The 20,023-nt window shown below is 38.5% G+C and carries 17 protein-coding genes and 1 tRNA gene; 17 read left to right on the top strand and 1 reads right to left on the bottom strand.

Annotated features, from left to right (window positions below; all coding sequences use genetic code 11):
* The first annotated feature begins 144 nt into the window (after positions 1–144).
* The 16 genes from HMPREF0373_RS12170 to HMPREF0373_RS12095 all read left to right on the top strand — a co-directional run bounded on the left by HMPREF0373_RS12170 (position 145) and on the right by HMPREF0373_RS12095 (position 17,371).
* Positions 145–702 carry a helix-turn-helix domain-containing protein gene (locus tag HMPREF0373_RS12170; protein WP_022035682.1) on the top strand — a complete coding sequence of 186 codons (558 nt, stop codon included), beginning with the start codon at positions 145–147 and terminating at the stop codon, positions 700–702.
* Positions 703–796: 94 nt separating this feature from the next.
* Positions 797–1,870 carry an ABC transporter ATP-binding protein gene (locus HMPREF0373_RS12165; RefSeq protein WP_021740032.1) on the top strand — a complete coding sequence of 358 codons (1,074 nt, stop codon included), beginning with the start codon at positions 797–799 and terminating at the stop codon, positions 1,868–1,870.
* Positions 1,863–2,678 (top strand): ABC transporter permease, encoded by an 816-nt coding sequence (locus HMPREF0373_RS12160; RefSeq protein WP_021740031.1) that lies wholly within the window; start codon positions 1,863–1,865, stop codon positions 2,676–2,678. The genes HMPREF0373_RS12165 and HMPREF0373_RS12160 overlap by 8 nt, the downstream gene beginning before the upstream one ends.
* A complete protein-coding gene (locus HMPREF0373_RS17175; protein ID WP_021740030.1) occupies positions 2,672–3,463 on the top strand; it encodes an ABC transporter permease in 792 nt (263 codons plus the stop codon). Before HMPREF0373_RS12160 ends, HMPREF0373_RS17175 begins: the two co-directional genes overlap by 7 nt.
* Positions 3,464–3,478: 15 nt before the next feature.
* Entirely contained in the window at positions 3,479–4,576 is a 1,098-nt protein-coding gene (locus tag HMPREF0373_RS17170; RefSeq protein ID WP_021740029.1) for an ABC transporter substrate-binding protein, read from the top strand.
* A 341-nt stretch (positions 4,577–4,917) separates the two neighbouring features.
* Entirely contained in the window at positions 4,918–6,375 is a 1,458-nt protein-coding gene (gltX, locus tag HMPREF0373_RS12145; RefSeq protein ID WP_021740028.1) for a glutamate--tRNA ligase, read from the top strand.
* 481 nt (positions 6,376–6,856) lie between these two features.
* Positions 6,857–9,034 carry an anaerobic ribonucleoside-triphosphate reductase gene (gene nrdD, locus HMPREF0373_RS12140; protein ID WP_021740027.1) on the top strand — a complete coding sequence of 726 codons (2,178 nt, stop codon included), beginning with the start codon at positions 6,857–6,859 and terminating at the stop codon, positions 9,032–9,034.
* A 183-nt stretch (positions 9,035–9,217) separates the two neighbouring features.
* The gene (locus HMPREF0373_RS12135; protein WP_022035679.1) at positions 9,218–9,886 is read left to right on the top strand and encodes a hypothetical protein; all 669 of its coding nucleotides are present in this window, start codon (positions 9,218–9,220) and stop codon (positions 9,884–9,886) included.
* Between the two features lie 67 nt (positions 9,887–9,953).
* Positions 9,954–10,130 carry a DUF4250 domain-containing protein gene (locus HMPREF0373_RS12130; RefSeq protein WP_021740025.1) on the top strand — a complete coding sequence of 59 codons (177 nt, stop codon included), beginning with the start codon at positions 9,954–9,956 and terminating at the stop codon, positions 10,128–10,130.
* A 42-nt stretch (positions 10,131–10,172) separates the two neighbouring features.
* Positions 10,173–10,706, top strand: coding sequence for an anaerobic ribonucleoside-triphosphate reductase activating protein (nrdG, locus tag HMPREF0373_RS12125; protein WP_021740024.1), 534 nt, complete (start codon positions 10,173–10,175; stop codon positions 10,704–10,706).
* 322 nt (positions 10,707–11,028) lie between these two features.
* Positions 11,029–12,438 (top strand): hypothetical protein, encoded by a 1,410-nt coding sequence (locus tag HMPREF0373_RS12120; protein WP_044964281.1) that lies wholly within the window; start codon positions 11,029–11,031, stop codon positions 12,436–12,438.
* A gap of 339 nt (positions 12,439–12,777) precedes the next feature.
* Positions 12,778–12,972, top strand: a complete 195-nt coding sequence (locus HMPREF0373_RS12115) for a hypothetical protein (protein WP_021740022.1) — start codon at positions 12,778–12,780, stop codon at positions 12,970–12,972.
* A gap of 6 nt (positions 12,973–12,978) precedes the next feature.
* Positions 12,979–13,368: a hypothetical protein gene (locus HMPREF0373_RS12110; protein ID WP_021740021.1), complete on the top strand. Its 390-nt coding sequence runs from the start codon at positions 12,979–12,981 to the stop codon at positions 13,366–13,368.
* A gap of 10 nt (positions 13,369–13,378) precedes the next feature.
* Positions 13,379–14,677, top strand: a complete 1,299-nt coding sequence (locus HMPREF0373_RS12105) for an FtsK/SpoIIIE domain-containing protein (RefSeq protein ID WP_167618694.1) — start codon at positions 13,379–13,381, stop codon at positions 14,675–14,677.
* 60 nt (positions 14,678–14,737) lie between these two features.
* Positions 14,738–15,913: a replication initiation factor domain-containing protein gene (locus tag HMPREF0373_RS12100; protein ID WP_021740019.1), complete on the top strand. Its 1,176-nt coding sequence runs from the start codon at positions 14,738–14,740 to the stop codon at positions 15,911–15,913.
* 249 nt (positions 15,914–16,162) lie between these two features.
* Positions 16,163–17,371 carry a tyrosine-type recombinase/integrase gene (locus tag HMPREF0373_RS12095; RefSeq protein ID WP_021740018.1) on the top strand — a complete coding sequence of 403 codons (1,209 nt, stop codon included), beginning with the start codon at positions 16,163–16,165 and terminating at the stop codon, positions 17,369–17,371.
* An 86-nt stretch (positions 17,372–17,457) separates the two neighbouring features.
* Here HMPREF0373_RS12095 and HMPREF0373_RS12090 read toward each other — a convergent pair.
* A tRNA-Leu gene (locus HMPREF0373_RS12090) sits at positions 17,458–17,537 on the bottom strand.
* A 421-nt stretch (positions 17,538–17,958) separates the two neighbouring features.
* Between HMPREF0373_RS12090 and HMPREF0373_RS12085 the strand changes: the two genes are divergently transcribed.
* Positions 17,959–19,611 (top strand): Na/Pi cotransporter family protein, encoded by a 1,653-nt coding sequence (locus HMPREF0373_RS12085; RefSeq protein WP_021740017.1) that lies wholly within the window; start codon positions 17,959–17,961, stop codon positions 19,609–19,611.
* Positions 19,612–20,023: the final 412 nt, after the last annotated feature.

The following is a 20,023-nucleotide window of genomic DNA, read 5'->3' as shown; positions in this document are numbered from 1 at the left end:
ATAGTATAATCGAAATCGTGACAAAAGTTTAGTGACAGTCAACATTTTGTTAAGCATTCAGAATCTGACAACGTCATGGAATGAATGGAATCACAGAAATAATGAAAATATAAAAATCTTTTGACAGAAATGGAAGCGAGAGAGATGGAGCCGAATTATGTGAACAGCAGAATCGGAGAAAAAATTAAAGATCTGAGAAATAAAAATGGCCTGACCCAGCAGGAACTGGCAGACCGGGCGGAACTGACCAAAGGATATATATCCCAGCTGGAGCGTGGCCAGGTGGCACCTTCCGTGGTGACACTGCTGGATCTGATTGAGTGTCTCGGAACGACACCTTCTGAATTTTTCAAAGAGACGGAAGAGGAACATGTCGTATATTCCGAAGGTGCTTTTTTTGAGAAAATTGATGAAGTGGGCAACAGTATCCAATGGATCGTGCCCAATGCACAGCAGAATCAGATGGAACCACTTCTGGTAGTTGTACAGCCGAAGGAGCAGCTGCAGGAAGATAAACCACACGAGGGGGAAGAATTCGGATATGTGATTTCCGGGCGGATCCGACTGCATCTTGGAGACAAAAGCTATGTGGTAAAATCCGGTGAGAGTTTTTATTTCCGGGCGAATCGGAATCATTTTATTGAAAATACAGGCAGCCGTCCGGCAAAATTTGTCTGGGTGAGCACACCACCGACATTTTAGCCCGATGAAGTAAATAGGATGAGTGGGGTGCGAATATCCGCCGGCCCCGGATAGTGTGAGCAGAAATTTGAAAAACATATGAGGAGAAAAAGGGATGGAACAGGCAATCTTGAATTTACAGCATCTGACAAAATCTTTTGATGGGAAAAAGATTCTGGATGATCTGAGCATTGACATAGGAAGAAATGAATTTGTGACCCTGCTGGGTCCTTCCGGCTGTGGCAAGACTACCACATTGCGTATCATTGGTGGTTTTGCGACACCGGATGAGGGAAAGGTTATTTTTGAAGGTAAGGATATTACGAATCTGTCTCCGGATAAGCGTCATATCAACACTGTATTTCAGAAATATTCGCTGTTTTCCCATATGAGTGTCGGGGAAAATATTGCATTTGGACTGAAATTGAAGAAAAAGAGTAAATCATATATTCAGGATAAGATCAGATATGCATTGAAACTTGTGGATTTGGAAGGGTTTGAAGATCGACATCCGATGTCTCTGTCCGGTGGACAGCAGCAGCGTATCGCTATTGCCCGTGCGATTGTAAATGAGCCGGAAGTGCTACTTTTGGATGAGCCGTTGGGAGCATTGGATCTGAAGCTGCGTCAAGACATGCAGCAGGAGCTGATTAAGATAAAAAATGAACTGGGTATTACTTTTATTTTTGTAACTCACGATCAGGAAGAAGCACTGACCATGTCTGACCGGATCATTGTTATGAACCAGGGGTTGATCCAACAGGTGGGTACACCTGTAGATATTTACAACGAACCGCAAAATGCGTTTGTAGCTGATTTTATTGGTGAGAGTAATATCATTGATGGTGTGATGCCTAAGGATTGTCTGGTGGAAATCCTCGGATGTCCGTTCCCGTGTGTAGATACTGGATTTGCACCGAATGAAAACGTCGATGTAGTCATCCGACCGGAAGATATGGAATTCCTTGAAAAAGGGAAAGGTATGATGGATGGTGTTGTTACTTCGATTCTGTTTAAGGGTGTGCATTATGAAATGAAGGTGCAGGCGAATGGTTATGAGTGGCTGGCGCACAGCACCATTGCTTATCATCCGGGGACGGAGATTGGTCTGTATGTGAAGCCGGAAAATATTCAGATTATGCACAAACCGGTGTCTGCTGCACAGGAGGTAATCAAAAAGAATGAATAAGAGAAGTTTGTTGGCAACACCGTATATCGTCTGGATCATCGGATTTACAGTGCTGCCGATCCTGATGATCGTATTTTATGCTCTGGGAGATGGAAACGGTGGATTTACCCTGTCTAACATTCTGGCAATTTTCGAACCGGTGCATCTGAAATCATTGTTGCTTGCACTGTGGCTGGCTTTACTGTGTACAGTGGTCTGTCTTTTGCTGGCCTATCCGCTGGCTGTGATACTGCGGAAATTGAACATCGGAAAAAAAGGATTGATGGCTATTATCGTGATTCTTCCGATGTGGGTAAACTTTGTACTGCGTATTATGGCCTGGCAGTTGTTGTTGTCCAGAAACGGAATTATTAATGCAATCCTTGGGGTATTGGGTCTGCCGGGACAGGATCTGGCGAATTCCAATGTGGCGATTGTTATTGGTATGGTTTATGATTATCTGCCGTTTATGATTCTGCCGGTATACAATGCGGTGATGGAACTGAATGAGGATGTCATCGAGGCAGCCCGCGATCTGGGTGCACCGTTGTCCGCAGTTTTGACCAAAATCATGATTCCACTTACCATGCCGGGCATTATCAGTGGAATTACCATGGTGTTTGTTCCGTCGCTGACCACGTTCGCTATTCCGGATATTCTTGGAGGTGGCAAGATCATGTTGATTGGAAATATCATTGAACAGGAATTTTCCACCAGCATGAATTGGAATCTCGGTTCCGGTCTGTCTATCGCACTGATGATTTTTGTACTCATCAGTATGATGTTTACGGTGAAAAATGACGGAGGAAAGGAGAGCAGCGTATGGTAAAGCGTTTTTTTATGAAATTTTATTTGGTACTGATCATTGCGTTTCTGTACATTCCGATTGCAGTGCTGGTGGTTCTCTCCTTTAATGCATCCCGATCCCGGGTTGTCTGGGGCGGATTTACACTGAAATGGTATCAGATTTTGTTACATAACAGTGATGTAGTCGCGGCATTACAGAACACACTGACGATTGGTTTCGCTTCAGCAGCCATAGCTACAGGCATCGGCCTGTTGGCCGCCATCGGCATTGATGCTATGAAAAAACGGAGTTATTCCCTGACACTTGGAATAGGAAACATTCCGATGTTGAATGCAGATATCGTGACCGGTATTGCGCTGATGCTCTGGTTTTCCAGATTTACAAGTCTGGGTTATGTCAGCATCCTGCTGGCACATGTAACATTCAATATTCCATATGTGATCCTGAGCATCCTGCCGAAACTCCAGCAGATGGATATGAGTGTGTATGAAGCGGCACGTGATCTTGGAGCAAACAGTGTCACGGCGTTTTTCCGGGTAGTATTCCCAATGATCTTTCCGTCTGTTGTCAGTGGATTCTTTATGGCTCTGACCATGTCCATGGATGATTTTGTAGTCACCTATTTCACAAAAGGTGCAGGAATCAACACATTATCTACTATGATCTACGGTGAGTTGAAGCGTGGAATCAAACCGGAAATGTATGCGTTATCGACACTGATCTTTGCTGTGGTGCTGGTGGTTCTGCTTCTGGCAAATTTTGTGCCGGAGATTCGTCAGAAACAGCTGAAAAAGGCAGCAATGTAAAGGGAAGGTGACAGCATGAAAATAAAAAAATGGAAAAGGCGGGTGGCGATGGCGCTGTGTGTTGCCATGACCGGAATTTTAGTTGGCTGTGGTGCCACCGGAGAAGAGGAAAGCTCCGTGGATATGTCCGAAGCCGGCGGAAAAAATACTATTGTTGTATTAAATTATGGTGAATATATCGATACGTCAGTATTAAAGCAGTTTCAGAAAGAGACTGGTATCAAGGTACTTTATGAGGAAGCAACGACGCCGGAGGAAATGTATTCCAAATATAAGGCAAGTACGATTCCTTACGATCTGATCTGTTCTTCTGATTATATGGTGGAGCGGTTGATCGAGGAAGGCGAGACAGAAGAGATTGATTTCAGCCAGATGCAGTACATCGATAATATCGGAGACCTGTATTGGGAGATGTCAAAATCCTATGACCCGGAACTCAAGTACAGTATCCCGTATTTTTGGGGAACAGTAGGTATCCTGTATAATACAAATATGGTAGATGAAGAGATTACCAGCTGGGATAGTCTGTTTAACGGCAAATATGCCAGGGAAATCATTATGCAGAACAGTATCCGGGATGCTTATATGTGTGCATTAAAATACAAAGGATATTCACTGAATACCACAAATCATAAGGAACTGCAGGTAGCACAGAATATGTTGCTTGAGCAGAAACCAGATGTGGAAGCATACTTTGTGGACGAAGTCCGTGAAGAGATGGTGGCCGGAAATGCAGCGTTGGCAGTTTGCTATTCCGGAGAGGCATATCTGGCCAATGAGTATGATGAAGACCTGGAATATGTCGTTCCGGAAGAGGGATCCAATGTATGGTTTGATTCTTGGATGATGATGAAAAAAGGAGAAAACCATGAAGGAGCACTGAAGTTTTTGGATTTCCTCTGCAGGGAAGATATCGCTATGAAGAATTTCGAAGAAATTTATTATCCGACACCGAATACGGCAGTATATGATCAGCTGGATGAGGAGACAAAAGAGGATCCGCTAATTTTCCCGAGTGAAGCGACACTTGAAAAATGCGAGGTATACAAAGCACTGGATGCGGACACCACCGCATATTACAGTCAGCTTTGGAAAGAACTGAAAACAAGTTAGATTCAAGTCGAACGCACGTGAGACTTGGTGCGTGAATCTGGTCAGCGAAAGCTGACATATTCTTCTCAGAATCACTGCACTCTACACTTTGAGGCTGCTGTACCAAAACTGTGCTGAAGTTTGATACAACAGCCTTCTTTTTGCCCTTGTGGAAATGTCCGGATTGGGTTATAATAGGAACGCTTACGAAATAGAAATGAACGAATCAGCAATTTTTTATCTGACAGGAAATTGCAGCGAATTTTTCATCAGATAAAAGCGCTTTGTGCAGATAATGCACACTCGCAGAAGAAAAAAAGCAGATGCTGGATCGTAAAGAATAGACAGAAAGAGGTAGAGTTATGGCTAAAGTCAGAACAAGATTTGCACCGAGCCCGACAGGCCGTATGCATGTTGGAAATCTGCGCACTGCTTTGTACACGTATCTGATTGCAAAGCATGAGGGCGGAGAGTTTATACTTAGAATTGAAGATACGGATCAGGAGCGTTTTGTGGAAGAAGCGCTTGGAATTATTTACCGTACCCTGGAAAAAACAGGTCTGATCCATGATGAGGGACCGGACAAAGATGGCGGATATGGTCCATATATTCAGAGCGAGCGCTGCAAGAGCGGGTTGTATATGGAATATGCAAAACAGCTGATCGAAAAAGGCGAGGCATATTACTGCTTCTGTGATAAAGAACGCCTGGATTCTTTAAAACAGAATATCAACGGAAAAGAAATCAGTGTCTATGACAAACACTGTCTGCATCTTTCCAAAGAAGAGATTGAGGCAAATCTGGCTGCCGGGAAACCATATGTTATCCGTGCCAATGTACCGAATGAAGGCGAGACAACTTTCCATGACGAGATTTACGGAGATATCACACAGCCGAACTCTGAGTTGGATGATATGATCCTGATCAAATCCGACGGATATCCGACTTATAACTTTGCAAATGTAGTAGACGATCATCTGATGCACATTACGCATGTTGTCCGTGGTAATGAGTATTTATCGTCTGCACCGAAATATACCAGATTGTATCATGCATTCGGATGGGAAGAACCGAAATATATACACTGTCCACTGATCACAAATGAGGAACATCAGAAACTGAGCAAACGAAGCGGACATTCTTCTTACGAGGATCTGATCGAACAGGGATTTTTATCTGAGGCAGTGGTAAACTTTGTCGCTTTACTTGGCTGGAGTCCGGTAGATAACCGTGAGATTTTCTCTCTGGAAGAACTGGTAGAGAATTTTGATTACCATCACATCAGCAAATCTCCGGCTGTTTTCGATATGGTAAAACTGAAATGGATGAACGGCGAGTATATCAAAGCGATGGATTTTGATGCTTTTTATGAGTTGGCAGAGCCATACATCAAAGAAGTGATACACCGCGACTGCGATTACAAGAAGATTGCGCAGATGGTGAAGACACGTATCGAGATTTTCCCGGATATCAAAGAGCATATTGATTTCTTTGAAGCAGTCCCGGAATATGATATCGCCATGTATACACATAAAAAGATGAAAACAACTGCCGAGACATCTCTGGCAGTTTTGAAAGATGTCCTTCCATTGATGGAGGCTCAGGAAGATTACAGCAATGACGCACTGTATGCAATGCTCAGCAGTTATGTAAAAGAAAATGGATATAAGAATGGTTATGTTATGTGGCCGATCCGTACCGCACTTTCCGGAAAACAGATGACACCGGGTGGCGCAACGGAGTTGATGGAAGTTCTTGGAAAAGAAGAATCCATTGCGCGTATCAAAGCAGCTATTGAAAAACTGGCAGCGGAAGCATAATAACGAGTCAGACAGAACGTACATCAGGGGAGGGAAGAGTACCTGATCGGACAGCACTCTTGCCCTCTCTTTTTGTGCGTAAAATATGAGGATGAAGAGCACAATTTGTAGTTATAATCATGCAGTTGCAAGATATAGCTGATGCAGGCTGAAGATCCCCCGGTAATTGTGCAAAGTGCTATTTTTATATTTTTATATTTTGAAAATTAAGCGGAAAAAGTGTTGGATTCAGGCTATGTTCCTGCTAATCTGAAAAAGTCAAGACATAGATTGAAAATTGTGGATATTGTAGGAAAATAACTATATATAGGATTTGCAATTGAAAAACCATACTAGATATTGTACAATGTTCAAGAACGGTTCTCGGAACCAATTGTAAAAAGTGGAACTGTCTGACAGCATTTGACATGGCTGCTGCAGGGAAAAGCAGACGTGTTACGGGCAGTGATTGATTTGAGATAGAGAAGAAAGGGCGAGTGGAATGAAGATTATTAAGCGAAGCGGGTCAGAATCGCAGTTTGATATGGAGAAGATTATTTCTGCAGTTATCAGAGCAAATGACAGTGTGGCAGAAACAGAGCGTATGAGTAAAGAGCAGATTGCGGTTATCGCAGCCAACATGCGTACCATCTGCGAAGGCATGAACCGAGCACTGAGTGTGGAAGAAATCCAGGATCTGGTAGAAAATCAGATCATGAATCAGAGAGCTTTTTCTGTGGCGCGTAATTATATCACTTATCGGTATAAAAGAGCACTGGTGCGTAAATCCAATTCAACAGATGAACAGATTTTAAGTCTGCTTGAGTTTGACAATGAGGAAGTAAAACAGGAAAATTCTAATAAAAATCCGGCAGTTAACAGTGTGCAGCGTGACTATATGGCAGGCGAGGTCAGCAAGGACATTACAAAACGATTCCTGCTTCCGTCGGATATCGTAGAGGCACATGAGAAAGGGCTGATCCATTTCCATGATGCAGACTATTTTGCACAGCATATGCATAACTGCTGCCTGGTAAATCTGGATGATATGCTGGAGAACGGAACTGTGATCAGCGAGACAATGATCGAGAAACCGCACAGCTTTTCCACTGCATGTAATGTGGCTACCCAGGCGGTTGCCCAGATCGCAAGTTCCCAGTATGGCGGTCAGAGTATTTCCCTGTCCCATCTGGTTCCGTTTGTACAGGTCAGTCGTGAAAAATACCGGAAAGAAGTTGCTTACGAGTTTGCGCAGAGCGGTATTGAGGCAGATGAGGAAACAATCAATAAAGTAGCAGAACTTCGTGTACAGAAAGAAGTAAAACAGGGCGTTCAGATGATTCAGTATCAGGTGATCACATTGATGACTACCAATGGTCAGGCCCCGTTTATTACAATTTTTATGTATCTGAATGAAGTACCGGAAGGTCGTACCAGAGATGATCTGGCTATGGTGATCGAAGAAGTATTAAAGCAGCGTATCCAGGGTATAAAAAATGAAAAAGGTGTCTATATCACACCTGCATTCCCGAAGCTGATCTATGTACTGGAGGAAGATAATATCCATGAGGATAGCAAATACTGGTATCTGACCAGATTGGCAGCAGAATGTACCGCAAAGAGAATGGTACCGGATTATATTTCCGAGAAGATCATGTTTGAGAATAAAGTGGATAAAAACGGTGAAGGACATTGTTATCCATGTATGGGATGCCGTTCTTTCCTGACTCCTTATGTAGATCCGGTGACAAATGAGCCAAAATATTACGGACGTTTCAACCAGGGCGTTGTAACGGTCAATCTGGTAGATGTCGCTTGTTCATCCCAGGGAGATATGGACAAATTCTGGAAAATCTTTGATGAGAGACTGGAACTTTGTCACCGTGCACTGGTGTGCCGTCATGAGCGTCTGGAGGGAACACCTTCTGATGTGGCTCCGATCCTGTGGCAGCATGGCGCACTTGCCCGTCTGAAAAAAGGCGAGACTATTGATAAACTGCTTCATGATGGTTATTCTACGATCTCTCTCGGATATGCGGGATTGTGTGAATGTGTCCGCTATATGACAGGTAAATCCCACACAGATCCGAGTGCGACACCGTTTGCACTGAAAGTAATGCAGCATATGAATGATGCCTGCAGCGAGTGGAAGGCAGAGCACAACGTAGATTTTAGTCTGTATGGCACCCCGCTGGAGTCCACAACTTATAAATTTGCAAAATGTTTGCAGAAACGTTTTGGACTGATTCCGGGTGTGACAGATAAAAACTATATTACAAACAGTTATCATGTTCATGTAACAGAGAATATCGATGCTTTTGAAAAATTAAAATTTGAGGCTCAGTTCCAGAAACTGTCTCCGGGTGGAGCCATCAGTTATGTGGAAGTACCGAATATGCAGCAGAACCTGGATGCAGTACTTTCCGTAATGCAGTACATTTATGATAACATCATGTATGCAGAACTGAATACCAAAAGTGATTTCTGTCAGGTATGCGGATATACCGGTGAAATTCAGATTGTAGAGGAAGATGGCAAATTGATTTGGGAATGCCCAAATTGCGGAAATCATGATCAGGATAAGATGAATGTGGCACGCCGTACTTGCGGTTACATCGGCACGCAGTTCTGGAATCAGGGAAGAACGCAGGAAATCAAAGAGAGAGTGCTTCATCTGTAGGATTATTTAAACCCAAAAAAATCTACAAACCCAAAAAACCCAAAAATTTTTTTCGGGGATTTGTACCACCAAAAAAATTATTCAATAAATGCGTTGAAAATTAATTGCATTGAAAAAAGAGACCATTATAGAATTACTGTTTTTGACAGTTTCGTAATGGTCTTTCTTAAAAGGAGGGGGCTTATGAATAAGGGGAAAAAGGCAATAAAAGTAGTGATTGCTATATTGATTGCAGCAGTTGCATTTGGATATGGGGGGTATACAACGATGCGTCCGGGGGTATATGTGGGAGATGATTTTTTCTATGAAAAAAGCAGCTCAAGGTATGAACAAGATGCATCTAATTATATAGAGCAGACATCGGATCATGAATTTACAGTTGTTTCTCACGATAAAAAACAGGAAATTTCCTATGAGATAGAAAAGGAACAGATTACATTTTATTTTCCGGATCAGACTGTATCAGGAAGCTGGGATACAGATCAGAAAGAATTGTATGATAATGGAGTGCCGGTACTCCAGAACGGAAACATGGAATTTTCCGAAGATGGTGTGAATATTAGTCAAGATATGGATGCGGAGCGTTACAGCTACGCATTGTGCAGGATTATCTATGATAACAAGGAAACAATTTCCACATGGTATATGAATATTCTTGGACTGTTTTTGTATATACTTGGAATTATCTGTGCGATATATCCGGAAGAATGCTATTTTTTCCTGAAAAAGTGGCAGTTTAAAAACGGTGAGTTGTCCGATCTTGGACGGCTGTGGCAGCAGGTCGGTGGCGGTATAATTGCGGCAATGGGTATATTTATCATGAGTGGTATGGCAATGTTACTTGCAAAATAAAATGCCATAAAAGGTTGTATTGTATTATAATAGAAAATAATATGATTTTCACGTGGAGGAATGACAAATGATATTACCTAAAGATCCGGTAATGCTTTTAAGCGTAGTAAATACAGAACTGAGAGATCGATATCCGTCATTAGAAGAGCTGGCAAAGGCTTATGGTGTGACGGAACAGGAAATCACAGACCAGCTGGCACTGATTAAGTATGAATATCAACCAGAGACAAATCAGTTTCATTAAGAAGAAATAGTCTGGATTCATTGCTGAGAAAGAAGGTGGAATATGTATTATTGTAATATAAAAAAATCTGATATAGCAGATGGTCCCGGTGTACGTGTGACATTGTTTGTATCTGGATGTACGCATCATTGCGAGGAATGTTTTCAGCCGGAGACATGGAATTTTACATATGGACAACCGTTTACAAAAGAAGTGGAAGAAGAATTGATGGAAGCGTTGCGGCCGGGGTATGTGGCAGGATTGACTTTACTTGGCGGAGAACCCTTTGAGCCAGAGCATCAGTATGTGTTGCTTTCGCTTTTACAAAGAGTGCGCCGCGAATTCCCCCAAAAAACAATATGGGCTTACAGTGGCTATGTATACGAAGAATTATCCGGGAAAGAAATTGGAACCGGAAGAGCACGCTGTGAAGTGACAGATGCGGTCTTATCCTGTGTGGATGTTCTGGTAGACGGAGAATTTATGAAAGATAAAAAAAATATCAGTCTGCAGTTTCGCGGATCAGAGAATCAGCGCCTGATCGATCTGAGAAAGACCGAAGAAGCCGGTGAAATCGTATGGTGGAAGCAGAAATAAATCTGTGTATCAGATATCTATAAGGACAGCATTGGGTCAAAAATAAGGGTTTCCGGGATTATGAAAAATCCTCGGAAACCCTTATTTTATGCGGATAACAGGACTTGAACTTTTTCTGTTGTCTGAAAACCTTGAAAAGAAAGGAGTTTCGGGGTCTCTGATGATTCTTACATACAAATTACATACATATTTTAATATAAATTAGTAAATGTTTTCATTTGTATGATACAATAATAAAATAGTTATAATGATACTTCATAAATTAGTAAATTTAATTGTACTTCAAAACACGATTAAAAACATATATGGAGAGGAGAAGTCCATGGTAAAAGATCATTTGGAAAATGAATATGAAAGTATTATTGAAATGTGTAAAGCGTATTCTATAAATCCAAGTACATATAAATTTCGCATTTCATCAGGAATGTCGGTAGAAGATGCTCTGTTAATGCCGTTGAGGAAGAATACATGTATTGATCATATGGGAAATACTTTTTCTAGTATCAATAAAATGTGTAAATATTACAATATTAATAAAAGCACTTTTAGTACACGAATTAAAAGTGGAATGTCCTTAAAGGATGCATTAACACAAAAAATTGCACTTCCAACAGAAAAAGGGACAGAATGTTTTGATCATAAGGGAAATAGATATGAGAGTTATGCAGAAATGGCAAAGGCTTATCATATCCCTGCATCTGTACTAAGAGACAGACTGAATCGGGGATTAAGTGTGGAGGACGCATTAAGAAAAAGAGAAGTTGTTGATCATACAGGAAAAAAGTATCGAAGTGAGACCCAAATGTGTCAGGAATATGGTATCGCTATTACTACATTTAAGCATAGACAAAAAATGGGAATGTCATTAAAAGATTCATTAACTATTCCAGTAGGAAATATGTTGGGAAATAGTTGTGTTGATCATTTGGGAAATATATATAAAAGTGAACGCGATATGTGTGCAGCATATAAAATAGAACATTCAACATTTATGCATAGAATTGGCAAGGGGATGAGCATAGAAGAAGCTCTTATGCATTATGAGGTATATGATCATAATGGAATTGCATATAAAAGTGAAGTAGAAATGTGTAAAGCCTATGGGATAGCAAATGAGACTTTTCGATATCGTAGGAGAGCAGGATTTAGTGTAGAAGAAGCACTTACTATTCCTAAACATTATTCGTTAGGTGAGTATCGGGTTTCAAAAGTATTAGATCAATTTTGTAATGACAGAAAAATATCATCATATTTACATAATATACAGATAAACAAATTATTTGAGATTTTGAACATTCAAGAACAATATAATTTGTTTATGAAACGATATGATAATGAGTTAAAGAAAAGTAATATAAATATTTCAAGAAAAAGATTAGCAAGATTTAGATTTGATTTTTCAATTATAAAAGATGCTAACATTTGGGCTTTTATAGAGTATGACGGTATTCAACATTTCAAATTTGTTGATTTGTTTTTTAAAACGTTCGAAGATTTTGTTTTAAGTGGCAATAGAGATAGTGCTAAGAATATTTTCACTGAAGTAAATGGAATTCCTCTTTTGAGAATAAGATATGATCAAATAGAGGAAAAGATGGTTAAGGAAATGATTGATGATTTATTGGGCAATCCACAGAAATATGTTATCCAACATAACACATTTTTGTCGAATGAAGAATATATGGAAGCGTTTAACGATAATATGCTAGATGTTAATCCAAAATTGAGTTGAAAAACGGAACAATGTTCCGTTTTTTTGATTGCAGTAAATTAATAAGTACCATGAAATATATGGTTATTGTAAAAACGGAACAATGTTCCGTTTTTTTATTACGGTAAATTAATAAGTATTATGAAGTATATGGTTGTTGGAAAAACGGAACAATGTTCCGTTTTTTAATCCTAATAATACAAATTGTATATGAGTGTATATGAGAAACATACAATTACTATCATAAAGTATATAAAAAAGGTGAATTCTTCGGGCGGAGCAAAAAACCATATTATAGGTGCGGGCATAGGAAGGGAGTGAAAATATGGCGGTTCGAAAGATTAAAAGAAAGGAGACAAAATGTATTTACTTAGTAAAAAACAGTTGGAAGGAATTTTAACAACAGCATTGTTACAGACAGAAACATTAACAGGAGTAAGACTTGCTTCGGATGTATTGGTAAAGTGTGTAGATGATGCAATGTGTGCTGCAAAAACAGATGCAATTATTAATCAGCAGTTATATGAAATGTACAAATCAGTTGAAAAGGAGTAATGAACAATGATTAAAAATAATTATCGATATACTAAAACCGTAGTATTAGGAGAACAGTTTTTAAAGGATACTGGAAATAAATATAGAGTAGTTTCAAAGAAAAAGTACAAAGGAAAAATTGCTAATGATGGAAAAGTTATTTTAGAGGCAGGAGTAACGTTTACATTACAGATTTTGGAAGACAATTCAGAAATTATTGTCGATCGTGAGACTGGTGAAATAAAAGAAGACAATGTATTTGAGACGTTTGAAGTTACCGTTATAGGATTAGAGTATCCAAGCAATTTCAAAAAAGGGGATTATGTTTCGTTAGGTGCATTTTTATCAGATGCTAGTTATTTTGTGAATTATACATTGATTATGCGTTTTGCTGATATTACTTATGCAAATAAATAAAGGTGTATCTATGAAGTCAAGAAAAAAAGAAAAGCAGGAGAAAATGTACAATATTATAATGGCAATCTCAGTGATTGCCATTATGGTGATGTATTTTGGGGGAAATGATATTAAGTTACAAGAGTTTGGTGTCTTTCTGATTATATGCGTGTGTGCACTTATATTGATGATATTTTTTCAATGGTCAATACAGCATCAACTATACAAAGGTATTGGATATGCATATCTTCATAACCAGATTATTAGTAGTATTGAACGTAGTTTGTTACATGCCGGAATATATGTTAGTAAATCAGGGGAAAGTGCAAAAATTGTTGATTTGCCAGATATGAAGTTGGAATTAAACAATGATTTGTCAGGTGGAAAAATAACAATTCGAAATTGTTTACGATTGAATGAAAAACTTGATGATATGGCTATCAGTTCAGCATTACCACAGGATTTTGTTGTTTCACAATGTTATTTGAGTGATAACCAGAATAATTATGTTTTTGAGTTTGAGAAAAATTTCATTGAGCAGTTATGTTTTCAGTCATATGAAGAATTTTTAGAGTTTGCAGTAAAAACGAAAAAATATGAGTTATTTATGGATGCACGGTATAGCGTACAAATTCATCACTTGTTACTGGTAGGACAAACAGGATGTGGTAAGTCTTATAGTTTGTATTGTTTGATACTTCAAATGGTAAATAAATCTCCCACATGGAATATTTATTTTGCTGATCCAAAGTACTCGGGAATTTATGCATTAGGTCATGCAATAGCACATGAGAAAACAGCATCAACAGTAGAGGAAATCATACTGTTATTACAAAAATTTTCTAAAGAAATGGAGCAACGAAAACGGGATTTTGGAGAGTTAATTATAAAAAAATTAGATAGTACATATCAGGATTTTGGACTTGTACCAATTTGTATGATTATTGACGAATATTCTGCTTTTCGTAGTTCACTTGCCAGATACGATAAAAAAACACGCGATATGGTTGATGATGTTGTTGGAAATACAATTAGAGAGGGACGGCAGATTGGGTGTTTTATGATATTGGCACAGCAGCAGACCAATAGTGGAAATTTACCGACCGAATATAAGGAAAATATCCCATGGAAAATTATCCTTGGAAAGGCAGAGCGACAGACTTATATGACAGCTTTAGGTGAGATTCCAGAATTGGCAAATAGAAAATTCCTGTGTGGTCAGGGATTGCTAATATATCCGCCGATTGCGACAACTGATTATCCAGTTGTTGTATCAATGCCAACATTGCAATTTGACATATTGGAAGCGGTTAAACATTCTGCAAAGTAATTACACAAGGAGTGGGGGGAATGTAATAACCCCCACTCCACAAAAAGAGGTATAACCACGATGCAAAAGAAAAAATCACTTACAGTTGGAATTGACGAATTTACATTGGTTGTAAAACCAAAACAAAGAGATGACATTATGGTTTGGGAATATACTGTACAGGAAATTTTAGATATTTTAATTCCAAAAACTCAAATAGAAAATTTATTTGAACAAATGGAAATAGCAGAAAAAGGATTAATACAAGGCTATAATCTTGGTTTGACTTTGGTTAATAGACCATGGTTTTTAGCTATCTGTTGGAATAGTAATGCTCCTGATATGGGAATTTGTGTGCGATTTTCAGCACAAGCATGGATAGCGTATCAAATGATGTATGTAAAAAAATATAATGAAAAAACTTATGTGTATAGTTTTTTACAGATGATTCAGAGCGATTTATATGATACTCGTTTTTCCAGAATTGATTTAGTAGCTGATTATCAGAATTATCCGTATGAGTATGAAAAGAAAGTTTTGCTATCACCAGATCTGATTTATAAAAATTTACTGTCGAATAGATATAGGGTAATGACCTACAAGGGACGGGATTCGGCAAAAAAGAAAATGGCATATGATTCAGATGGAAAATATCAGACATTTTATTTAGGCTCGCGGATTAAGAATACAAAAGGATTTTTACGATGTTATGACAAACGGATAGAACAAATACAAAATAAAGGTTATGCATATGAGCAGGCTTTAATGTGTGATAACTGGGTAAGATTTGAATATGTAATGAGAGGAGAGTATGCACATCAGATTACAGATATTCTTTTAAATAAAGTAAATAGCGAAAAAGAATTTTATCAGTTTATAGCTAAAGTGATTAGTGACAAATATCGTTTTTATGATAATGAGTCAAACAAACTGACAATGTTTTCGGAAGAATTGATGGATATTGCTAAAAATAGTACAGATACATTACATATTCAAAATTTGCGGGATAATTCATTGCGACAATCGGTAGATTATATTCAAAATTATTCGGGATTGTTTTCAGTGTTTTATAAAATATACAAAATATGGGGAATGGATGGAATTCATTTTTTGATTGAACACTGGTTGAAATATTTTGTTGAGGATTTTGTTCCATGTATTGAAGCAGATGCAGGCTTGTTAAGGGATGCCAAAGTTTGGTTAAAAAAACATGGTAAAGAGTATGAAAATAGGAATATAGAAGATGGTATTTTTTAAAAAAATTTGCGACTTAAAATTATGATTTATTAAAGTGGAAAGCGGAGTTTATATACTCTTAGAATATCTATATTGTGCTTGTCTGCTATTTTATTTCATGGAAAAAATTAGTCAAGGTCTTGCCGCAAGTGCGGTGCGTAGCAACCTTTACAAATTTTTTCAGAGAAATTATTGTATGACATGCATAATTATAGATGAAAAATTGTATATGCTCTGATATCCTGATACACTGAAAGGAGGAGAAGCATTTTGAGTCGACAAGATGAATTGCTCTCTCTCCTTAATTGTGATAATCTAAATGAGTCAGAGACCCTGAATATTATAAAAAAGATGAAAAATATTCAGAAACTAAAAGATAAATATAAGGACAAAATTAAAAAGAGAAAGGATGGGAAGCAATATTATATTTACATAAATCGTAAACAGATTTTTGGAAAAACAGAAGATGAATTGTATGAGAAGCTATATAATCTTGAATTTGGTACAGAACAATATTCAATGTGCGATATATTTCCGTTGTGGTTAAGATGGAAAAGAGATTATACTGCCGTGTCTGGAAAAACACTTCAAATTTATTCTCAGGATTGGAAAAAGTGGTTTGAAAATGAGGAAATAGCAAAGAAACCAATAAAAAATCTTATACCAAAAGAATTTATTGATTTGTTTAGAAAATGGACATGTAAGCGAACAATAACATCTAAAAAGTTTAATAATTTAAAGACCTTAGTAAATGGTATGTATGCATATGCGATTAATGAACTTCAAATTGTAAAAATTAATCCAATTCGTGAAATTGACATGCGCCAATTCCCTATGAAGCCAGAAAATAATGAAAATAAAGCATTTAACCTAGATGAGCGAAAAGAGATATTGAAATATTTTGAAAACCATAAAATGTACGGTATAGATGAAATGTATGCACTTGCTATTCAATTTGATTTTTATGTAACACTACGGATAGGAGAGTTGAAATCTCTTAAGTGGGAAAATTATCGAAATAATCAAATATATGTGGATAGTCAGTATGTTTTGACTACAGAATTGCAGGATGATGGTACATTCCAGAAAGGGGAATATAAGAATGTTGATCATGTGAAAGGAAATTCTCAACAGGGATTTCGCTGGCTTCCATTACCGACAAAAGCACAAGAAATTTTGGAAAAAGTGAAAGCGTTAAATCCAGATGGAGAGTATATTTTTATGTATCAAGGAAAGCAGTTATATACTCAGACTTTTAATGAACATTTGGAAAAGTATTGTAAAGAAATTGGGATAGAAAGTAAGTCCAGTCATAATATCCGTTTTACGGTAGCATCTGTGTTATATCAAGGAGGAGTGCCTTTGACAGAAATTCAGCGACTGCTCGGACATACCCAGTTAAGTATGACATTGCATTATTTAAAACAGATTTTACCAAGTCTGGAAACAGCTAATTTGATTGAAAAATGTCTGGCATAGAGTTACATACATTTACATACAATTTTCAAAGAATAAAAAAAGCGGGAACCACAGTATTTACAAGGATTCCCACCTATTATGACCAGTGCGGATAACAGGACTTGAACCTGCACGGTCTCCCACCAGAACCTAAATCTGGCGCGTCTGCCAATTCCGCCATATCCGCTAAGAAGTGAACGCGCTGTGGCGCGTCTGTCTACCATTGAACATTAGCAGTTCAATGGTCATGAATTCCACCATATCCGCTAAGAGGTGAACGCGCTGTGGCGCGTTACCCGGTATACCCGAAAACGGATATAATTAATCACAAGACGCATTATACCGAAAAGAAGATAAAAAATCAACTGTAAGAATGCATAATCTATATAAGAAAATACCACTACTTCTTGCAGCAGGCAGTTATAGGGTGATAAATTTGTTACTATTTGTATATTTTACTTGTGATTTACAATGATTTTTCTTATATTTTACCTATTTTTGTGAAAATCCGTTTATTATAAAGACAAATTGATATTTTACTGTTAAAATAGATTCGTATGTAAAAATATATTTACAATTTCTTTACGAATCTTACGGAGGATAAATATATGTCTATAGTAGAAGCGTTTTCATTATTAGGAGGCGTTGGATTATTTCTTTTTGGTATGACAATTATGTCGGCTGGTTTGAAAAATGCCTGTGGTGATAAACTCCAGACCATTTTGGAGCATGCAACTAAAAACAAATTGATTGCCATTGTTGTTGGACTTGGCATGACGGTACTGGTTCAGAGTTCTTCCGCAACAGACGTTATGGTAATCGGATTTGTAAATTCGGGTCTGATGAATCTCGGACAGGCGATCGGTGTTATCATGGGTGCCAATATCGGTACGACAATTACCGCACAGATCACTGCGTTTAATATCAGTACATTTACACCATTACTGCTTTTTGCAGGTGCCATCATGTACCTGTTTATGAAAAACAATTTTGTAAAGCACGTTGGTTCTGTTATCATGGGCTTTGGTATGTTATTCCAGGGTATTACGATGATGAAAGTTGCAATTCAGCCATTGTCTCAGAGTGAAGGATTTGTTTCATTCCTTTCTACATTGAATAATCCGGCACTGGCTATTTTGTTTGGTATCGCATTTACTGCATTACTGCAGAGCTCTTCTTCTTCAACGGTTATTTTTCAGGCTTTTGCTATTCAGGGGCTGCTCAGCTATAACGTAGCGGTTTATCTGGTAATTGGTGCAGCAATCGGTTCTGTTACGCCGAACCTGCTGGCAAGTCTGACTGCAAACAGAAATGGTAAGAGAGCAGCAATCCTGAATCTGTTGTTTAACGTATTTCGTGCAGGAATCCTGATTGCATTGATCAATATCTTCCCAATTATCCTGACGGCTATTCAGAGTCTGTCACCGAATGATATCGGACGACAGCTGGCAAATACACATACAATTTTTGCAATTATTGCGGTATTGGTCGAGTTGCCGTTTACCGGAAAATTAATCTGGCTGGCTGAGAAGATCGTGCCAGTGTTACCGGAGGAAAATCAGCAGATGGAAGATCGTTCCCTTGTTTATATGACACAGCTGACCAAAGTACCGGCTCCGGTTGCTCTTCGTCAGACTCAACGTGAAATTACGCGTATGGGACATATCGCTGCAGACAACCTGCAACGTGCCCTTGACTGTTTCTTCCATTATAATTCAGCAAAGGCAGCATCGGTGCGTTCTCATGAGGAAAGCGTCAACATCCTGAATCATCTGATCGCGGATGCTATGGTAGATCTCAGATCTTTGGATCTGTCACCGGAAAATATGCGGCGCGTGTCTATGATGACAATTGCGGTTACTGATATTGAACGCTTATCTGATCATGCGGAAAATATTGTAGAGTACATTGAACAGATGAACACAAAGAAAGCAGAAATGTCAGATGCAGCAAGAAAAGAATTGATAGATATGTCCAAAGATGCAATGGATGCTGTGTATATGGCATTGGACATTTTTGAAAAGGATGATTACAATAAGTTGGATCAGATTGAGATTCTGGAACAGCATGTGGATGATCATGAAAAGGATCTTATCAATAATCATATTGAACGTATTATGAATTCTTTATGTAATCCACTCAGTGCAGTTATTTTTTCTGATCTTGTTACCGATTTGGAACGCTGTTCTGATCATGCGATCAACCTGGCATATGCATTAAAAGAGCGTCCGTCTGAAATGGATGCACCGAAAATAATATAAAATCTTGTTTGTCTTGTTGTTGGCTGAAATTTAATTTTTAATACGAAAACGAAGCATCCTGTCAGGACGCTAGACGCTCACTACCCTCGTTTCACGTCGTTTTCATCGCGCTCGTTCCCACGCCTGAAAAAGAGGTCGTTCCCACTCGCGCAAAAACTCGTGAAACTCGGTCGTTTGCTTAATCGCTTTCCCTGACAGGATGCTTCATTTTCTGTATTTACACAGTGAAATAATCAGCCATTCACACGACGCACTGCGTGCCACACATACATATAAGCTGATAGCATAGTCTTTGTTGTGTTGCATGTGCAGAACTACACCCTCATTTTTTTAATAATAAAAACAGTTAATAGCTGACTTTAGCTTCAGTGTCATTCTTTGCTCTATATAAATTTGCGCATGCGACATAACG

The sequence above is a fragment of the Eubacterium ramulus ATCC 29099 genome (genome assembly GCF_000469345.1).
Classification (GTDB): Bacteria; Bacillota; Clostridia; order Lachnospirales; family Lachnospiraceae; genus Eubacterium_I; species Eubacterium_I ramulus.
This window is presented reverse-complemented; position numbering and strand designations above follow the sequence as displayed.